The organism is Duncaniella muricolitica (genome assembly GCF_910574735.1).
GTDB lineage: Bacteria > Bacteroidota > Bacteroidia > Bacteroidales > Muribaculaceae > Duncaniella > Duncaniella muricolitica.
In genome coordinates this window covers 1-7,823 of the sequence record NZ_CAJTCF010000114.1, presented here as the reverse complement: position 1 = coordinate 7,823, position 7,823 = coordinate 1, and the positions used below count along the sequence as shown (strand labels likewise).

The following is a 7,823-nucleotide window of genomic DNA, read 5'->3' as shown; positions in this document are numbered from 1 at the left end:
ATCTTCCGCTCGCAAATGCGCGGTGTCCGAGACCGCGATTTCTTCATCTTCCGCCTGGTCAAACTGTACGCTTGAATATTTAACACTTCGGTCTACTCAATTTAACATATGCACTGGAATTTCGGCTTGGGCCGTTTCTTCTGTCCTTATGAAACTTTTGTATCTATTCTTATCTAAAGTAGGGATACAAAAAAAGCCGCAACACTTTTCACAAAGGACTACGGCCCATTACCTAAATATTATATTCTATTGCTATTTTAGAATGCTGGTACAAAATTAGCAATTTATGCGCAAATAGCAATCTGTTTTTAATTATTTTAACACGATTTTATTTGCTTAATTTCTATTTCTGTTTGCTAAAATATTGCAATACAAGACCGAAGAATGCAGGTCGAGGGGGTGAGATACCTGCATTCTTCGGTCGGATTGTGAAAAGTATTTTAACAGTGAGGCTGTAAAGCCTCGCGAGGGGTTACTTTCTGCGCTCGCGATAGGTCACGTCGACAATGTTCTCGCCAAAGCCTTTATACTCTTTGTAGAGCGACATTTTGCCGGCGGTGTCCACGTTGTAGAAACGTACTATGCCGCCGTCCTCTCCTCCTGTTGTCGAGCAGACGATGAGCTTGTATTGCATGCTCTGAAATTCCTCGTCCTCCCACTTGTTGAGACTGGTGAGTGTCATATTGCCGTAGAGGTTAAACTTGAGCAGCGTTGTTGTCTCTGCGCCGTCAAGAGTCAGGACGTCCTTGACAGAGTTGTCGACAAGACCGTAGGAGTAGACCTTGTTACCCTTGCAGTAGAACATATAGGGAAACTGCGAGTGGAAAGCATAGTCGGTAGCCGTGTCAAAATTCTCACCGGTGATGTTGTCATAGGCCGACTCCTTCTTGATGCTGTTGTAGCCCGAGAGGTTGATGCCGTAGACGTGACGATGGCCGGTGTTGTCCTGAAGCACGGTATAGACAAGGCCGTTAGAGAATCGGGTGCTTTCCATGTCGACAAAATCCATACCCGTGTTGAATGAGAAAAGGCCCTGGGGCTGGTTTTCATCATTGTCGTTGAGCGGGAAGAGGAGTTTGTTGTTGCTGGCATAGTAGCTCCAACCCATAAAACGCTTGTTGGTGATGTCATAAAACAGAGCCGATGATGAGTTGCCTTGACGTACCATACTTGTGCCGATAGCCTGAGCAACCTTGTAGGAAGGCTTATCGCCGACTTTTTCGGCGTTTAATGGATATTCATATGAGGCTCCGGCTCCGGCCGATGTAATGGCATAGGCATCGCCTATGTCGGTGACGCATGTTGTGGCTGTTGGTCCGTAGCTTCCGTAATATATAATTTGGGAAATTTTGGTGGGAGATCCCTCGGTAGTGGGCATTACGAAATCAAGTAGCTTGAGATTGCTGGATGCGAGTATCTGCATATCGTCCCACACGCGATAGCTGCCCGACTTGGTAAGGATGTTGACACATTCCTTGCCGGCATACATGCTCGGGAAATACATTGCCTGGGTACCTTCGGTCAGACCTGTAACCTTAGTACCTGTGATGTTTTTGGCTATGAGTTCACGACCTTTGGAGTCGGTAAAAATCATGTCGAGACGCATTGTCTTTTCAGCTCCGCAGTTAGCCATTACCATCCATCCTTCATATACTGAACTGATGAGACGGATTGAGCCTTTGGCATGTGACTCTACGCCTGTCCGCTTGTTTCTTGCGGTGTACCACAGGGTGTATGTACCGGCCGGAGCCTCGACAAAAAAGTCGACAGCCATGGTCTTGTCGGGATTGATGTCATACCATTTTTCGGATATGCCGTCAATAGTGCGTGTGTAGTACACACGACACTCATATTCATAGTTGGGGTCGTCGGGCGATATCTCTTTGCCGGTAATCGAGGATACTATTGTGGGCGAAAACTGAATGTTTTCAGCGTTGGCCATAGCCTCGATTGCAGATGGGAGTGTTATGGTCAGTTCCTCAATCTCGGTGTAGTCATAATTGCCCTTGTCTTCATAGCAGCCGGTCAGGACCACGGAGGTCGCAAACAGACCGAGCGCGCTGAGTATATTGAGTTTCATAATTTTTCAGAAAAAACGGTTTTGATTGTTACTCATAAGCTGAATAGTCGACTGCATAGGAGCCGGGGAGCTGCATCAATGAGCCGTCATCTTCGCGGGCGGGAGTGCCTGCGTCGGCAAGTTCCTGAAGATGCTTCTGGAAAGCCTTTGCAGCAAAGTCCATACGACCATACTGTACTTTGGAAGTGCTCTGACCTCCGCTGTTCCAATCGGAGTAAGTCCAGCCCATTACTTTCTGCAGTTCAAGCATCTTGGCGGGTGTGAAGGTCCCGAAATAACCGTCACCAAACCAACCCCAGTAATTGGGCTCACGATACTCTTCGGTAAAACGTATGGCATAGGTGACAGCCGACAGAGAATCAGCGGCAATCTCCCATGAGCCAGAGTTGCGATAAGAATCGAAGATGATATCAAAATTTTCGTTGGGTTGCAGACGCAGTTTCACGACTAAAGAAGACTGACGTAATGCCGGAGTGCGAATGAGTGTGACGATACATGTATCCATTGTCTCTCCCGGATGGATAATGAAGTCGTTTCTCGACAGCGAGAAGTCCACACCCTCCACGGCGGTAGTGACAGCCTCGTCGACAGCAAGAGCGTAGCGGCGCGGATAGTTGGTTACTCCGCCGATCGTACGAACATAGAAGCGCAGTGGCATTTCCGTAACATTGGCTGCATATGATGCAAACGAGAATGTTGTGGAGTCCATGTAGGACGACACGAGACCGGTTGTCATATTGGTGCCGGCTACCTGCTGGATAAATATGCCGTTTCTGGGGCCGCTGTAAGGCTCGATTTCCTCATGAGAGCATGCGGCAATAGACGGAAGGAGCAGCGAACCTGCAGCGAGATATAATAGATTTCTGAGTTTCATAAGTTGCGGGTATTAATAGTTTTCACCTGAGGGGATGGGAACATTGTAGCGTTGCGACACCGCCGGGTTGTCGCGGTTGGCAGCCTCATGGCCGTTGAAGTCGGAGTTGGTGGTTGCGAACGACTGGTTGAAATGCTTGTGGAGGAAGAATATCTGACCCTCGCCTCGCATTTCGCGCAGAAACTCCATTTTGAGCTCTTTGAGTAAGTCGGCCGGTGAGTCGGTGTCAAGAAGTTCGATACCGCGGGCTGCTTTGACCTGATTGATGTAGCCGCACGCACCCTTGGTGTCACCAAGTCCGTTGAGAGCTTCGGCGGCTATATAGTAGGCCTCGCTCTTGCGCATGAGTCCGTAGAAAGTAGCCCAAAATTCGGGATTGGTCGAGTTGGTGGTGAAACTCTTATACTTGATGAAGTCAAGTTCGCCACCGCTTATGGATGTCGAGCCTGTCCACTGCGACTGACGACGATAGTCGGCAGTGTTGGGGAAGAGTATGTCGGTGTATCCGTCGCGAGGTTTCATAACCACAGCGGGGTCGAGAGTGCCGTTGAAGTTCTGGGTGAAAATCTCCGCCATCTTGCTGTCGTAAAATCCGAAAAGACACTCGGTGGAGAAGATGCGGTCGGGATTGCTGCTGTTGGCGAGAAGTTTCACGGGGTCGACCCACGGGAAACATGACTGGGCATAGGTGTCGTCGGTGATTTTGCGGGCCTCGGCGAGCGCGTTGGTGTAGTCCTGCACCCATATGTAGGCGCGGGCCTTGAGCAGCGTGGCCGCATAGTAGTTGAGACGCAACTGACGGTAGCGAAACCAGTTGCCGTCCTCGCCGCCGTCGGAGTTGAGCACACCTTCGGTCAGTATGGGGTCGCAGTCCTTGAGAAGATTCTGGGCTTCGGTCAGATCGGGGATAATCTTATTGTAGATTATGTCGCCGAGCGGCATGCGCTCGCGCTTGATGATCTCGGGCGCGTCGGCATAAGGCACTGTCAGTCCGTCGGGATTGACGATGTAGACCGGGCCGAAGATGCGCACGAGGTCGAGATGGAGCATGGCGCGGGCGGCAAGCATCTCGCCGCGTATCATAGTGGCGTCCTCGGGAAGAAGCACGTCGGGCTTCTCGTCGAGAGCCTGGAGGAGCACGTTGATGTTGAGCAGAGCATTATAGGCTGTCGACCAGATGCTGCTTATAGTACCCGAGGCATAGGTGCCTGTATAGGCCGCGGTGCACAGCTCATATTTTGACGTGCTGGAATTGGTGATTTTATAACACAGGCCCATGATGTCAATCGCGCCGTATGACAGATTGGAGCCGTAGAGGGCTGAGCCGGTCATGGTGTTGTAGATGCCGTTGACTGTGGTGTGAAAACCTGTGCGGTTATTGAACTGCTCGTCATATGTCTGCTTGTCCTTGGGAGTATAGTCGAGCCAGTCGGAACACCCTGTTGAGGCGAGGCCAAGCGCAATGAGAGCTGCTGCGGTGATTGATTGGTATATTTTCATAATCGGAATCTCTTAGGATGGTTAGAATGAGAAAGACAGCGCGAGCGTATAGCTGCGGGCAAACGGGTAGGCTGTACCGCGCTCCTGCTTGATGGTCGACCACCAGAAGAGGTCGTTGCAGTAGAACGACAGGCGGAGTGACTCGAGTTTCAGGCGCGAGGCCACGTCATAGAAGTCATAGCCCACGTTGAGCGACTGGAGTGCCAATACATTGTTGCGCTGCACAAAGCGTGATGACATGGGGGTCGGCACCTTGTCGGCGATGTCCTTGAACTGTGCTATGTCGCTGGGTTTCTGCCAGCGGTCATAGAAGGCGCGCTTGTCCTGGTTGTAGATCATCTGAGACGAGGAGATGTTTTCAACCTTGTTGAAGAGAGCGTCGTTGAAGGCCTTGCCTCCGAGTTTGTAGGTGAAGTTGATGCTTACCGACAGGCCCTTGTAGTTGAAACTCGAGCCAAGCGAGCCCTCGATTTTGGCGCGGGTGTTGCCTACGATGGTCTCGTCATCGGGATTATAGTCATAGGTGTAGGAGCCGTCGCGCTTGATAAACATTTCCCTACCGTTGGAGGGGTCGATGCCGGCCGAGGGTACGGCCCAGATGGCGTCGGGGTCAGCTCCGTCAAAGTAGCGTTTGGTCGTGGTGTTCTTGCCTATCTGGTTGAGGTCATCGAGAATACCGTTGAGCTTGTCGAGCTTGATGTCCTCGTGGCGGAGTGTTCCGCGTACGCTCCAGGTGAGACGGTTTTTGAGATTGCGGAGTATGTAATACTGAGCCGAGGCAAGCACGCCGCGCGACTTCTGGATGCCGAGGTTGGTGTTCCACAGGCCGGTGATACCGGTCGAGAGAGGCACTGACACACCGATGAGCAGAGGGTCGGTGTTCTTGTCATAGTAGTCTACCTCGAGGCTCACGCGGTCGGTGCGGAAGTCAAGACCGATGTTACGGTCGATGGTGGTCTGCCACTGGAGGTCGCGGTTGCCAAACTGGCCGATGATGGTCGAGTTGCCGAAATAATTGAAGCTGTTGTAGAGAAACTTGTAGGTGATAAGCGAGCGCGCCGAGTCAAAACCCTGGTTGCCGGGGTTACCTATCGAGGCGCGGATCTTGAGCATTGACACGCTGGGGAAAACCTCGCGGAAGAACCGCTCGTTCATGATGTTCCAGCCGAGACCCACCGACCAGGTGTTGATAAACTTCTTGGTCGAGCCGAATACCGACGAACCGCTCAGAGCGTAGTTGGCATCGAGAAGATAGCGGTTGTCATAGGCGTAGTTGAGGGTGGCGAGCAGGTTGGTCGAACGCTGTGTGTCCTCATAATACTGGGGCACACCTCCCTCGGGATAGCCGTTGGAGAAGGAGGGGTAGGTGTAGTTGCCCTCGGGGAAGCCGACTACGTTGTAGCCCTGGGTGAGAGTCTTGTTCTGCGAGGCCTTGAAGTCACCGGCAAAGTTGATGCGGTGGTTGCCGAACACGTCGGCATAGATGGCTGTGAACGAGGCGTCGTAGCGGGTTGACTTCTGGTCGGTCGATGTAAACGAGCCCTTGCGGGTGCGGTCATAGCTGTCATAGCGGGTGTCCTCGGGCGAGATAAAGTTTTCGCCGTCGTTGGTGGTGTGGGTCAGACCCAGCTTGCCGCGCAGACGCAACTGATGTATGGGGTTGTACTCTACGATGAGGTAGTTGGTGAGAAGAAGCTGCGATTTTTCCTTGCGGCTGTTGAGCGACGCGTTGTAGAGCGGATTGGCCGCGCGGGCAAAGTTGCTGTTCTCGAGCCAGCGGTTTACGTCACCGTTCTCGTCATACTTCTTGTAATAGGGATTGGCTCTGGCATACTCGCTGTACTCTACGACGGGGTCTTGAGTTGAGGTGTATGAAGCCGAGAACTTGTTGGAGAACTGGAGCTTGTTGAGACGATAGATAAGGTCGAGCTTGCCTCCGTAGCTGTCGCGCTTGGAGTCCTTCATCACACCCGTGGTGCCCGAATAGTTGGCTCCGATGCCAAACATGAAGCCGTTGGAGCCACCGTCGACATACACGTCATGCTTGTGGGTCCAGCCTGTGCGCAGAGGCACCGACAGCCAGTAGGTGTCGACACCGCTCGCCACAGCGGCGAGATACTCGTTGTATTTCTGGCTGAGAGTGATATGATCGTTGGGTCCGGCTGCCCATGAGGGGGTGTAACGTCCGGCCAGACGCTCATACTCGAGCTTCTCCGACGCGTTCATCAGATTGTAGGATGTGAGGTCGGGAGTCGATACGGCAGCAGAGCCTGAGTAATTGAATCTCAACTGGCCGGCTTTGGGCTTGACAGTCTCCACTACTACCACACCGTTGGCTGCCTTGGAGCCGTAGATGGCGGTCGACGCGGCGTCCTTGAGGATGGTCATTGACTCGATGCGGTTGACATCCATATTGAACACAGCCTCGAGGGTCGACTCAAAACCGTCGACAATGAAGAGCGGCTGGTTGGGGTCGTTGACGGCGTCGTCACGCTCTCCGATTACCGACGACTTGCCGCGGATGTTGATGTCGGGCATGTGGTTGGGGTCGGAACCGGCAAGGTCGTTGGTGAGCATATTGAACGCCGGGTCGAGGGCGGCGAGCGACGCGAGCGGGTTTTGTACGCCTACCGACTTGAGCTCTTCGGCCGAGAAGGTCGAGGCCGAACCGGTAAACGAGTTTTTGTCCTTGTTGACTATACCTGTCACCACTACTTCTGAAAAGCTTTCGGTATCGTCGTCAAGAATGACGCGCATAGGGCGGCCGATTACGGCTTTCATCTCGACAGGTTTCTTGCCTATGTAGCTGAATGAAACGATGTCACCTGAATTGCCATGGATAGAAAAAGCTCCATTGATGTCGGTGACTGTCGCAAAGTTCTTTTTAGGGACTTTCACGGTCACGCCGGGAAGCGGCTCCCCTTCGGCGTCAAATACGAAACCCGTGATCGATGACTTGCTCGTCGCGTATCCTGCTGTCCCTCCACCGGTCTGCTGGGCGTAAACTTCCGGCGACCCTGAGAACAAAAACAGGACTAACAACAGGAATAGATGAAGTCCTTTAGCTTTCATAAAAGTTGGGAATTGATAAATGATTGGTTAATAATAGAGATTATTGCATTTCTAAAAAGCCCCGACGAAGTAGCTTATAACTGATAAATAGAGAAAGATGTCACACGTGACGACTACTGATGTTAGCGACTTTTTGCAAATTTATACAAAAATTTACCCCCCCAAATTATTTAACACTCGTTAACTTTTGTTGTAACTACTCAGGTAGGTTTGTCGTACTCCCCCATGCACAACTTCCCTCGTTGCAACCAACGAGAGTAAATCGTTTTTTTACAAAATATGAAGCTGTTTATAATG

General features: G+C 51.8%; 4 protein-coding genes. All 4 read right to left on the bottom strand.

Translation table 11 applies throughout. The features are described 5' to 3' along the window. Positions 1 to 472: 472 nt before the first annotated feature. The 4 genes from QGT73_RS16380 to QGT73_RS16365 are packed head-to-tail and all read right to left on the bottom strand — an operon-like array spanning position 473 to position 7,526. Positions 473 to 2,080: a PKD-like family lipoprotein gene (locus QGT73_RS16380; protein WP_280123148.1), complete on the bottom strand. Its 1,608-nt coding sequence runs from the start codon at positions 2,078 to 2,080 to the stop codon at positions 473 to 475. 28 nt (positions 2,081 to 2,108) lie between these two features. After that, the gene (locus QGT73_RS16375; protein ID WP_280123147.1) at positions 2,109 to 2,954 is read right to left on the bottom strand and encodes a DUF4843 domain-containing protein; all 846 of its coding nucleotides are present in this window, start codon (positions 2,952 to 2,954) and stop codon (positions 2,109 to 2,111) included. A 12-nt stretch (positions 2,955 to 2,966) separates the two neighbouring features. After that, a complete protein-coding gene (locus tag QGT73_RS16370) occupies positions 2,967 to 4,454 on the bottom strand; it encodes a RagB/SusD family nutrient uptake outer membrane protein (RefSeq protein ID WP_280123146.1) in 1,488 nt (495 codons plus the stop codon). A 21-nt stretch (positions 4,455 to 4,475) separates the two neighbouring features. Continuing rightward, a complete protein-coding gene (locus tag QGT73_RS16365; RefSeq protein ID WP_280123145.1) occupies positions 4,476 to 7,526 on the bottom strand; it encodes a SusC/RagA family TonB-linked outer membrane protein in 3,051 nt (1,016 codons plus the stop codon). Between the last annotated feature and the right edge of the window lie 297 nt (positions 7,527 to 7,823).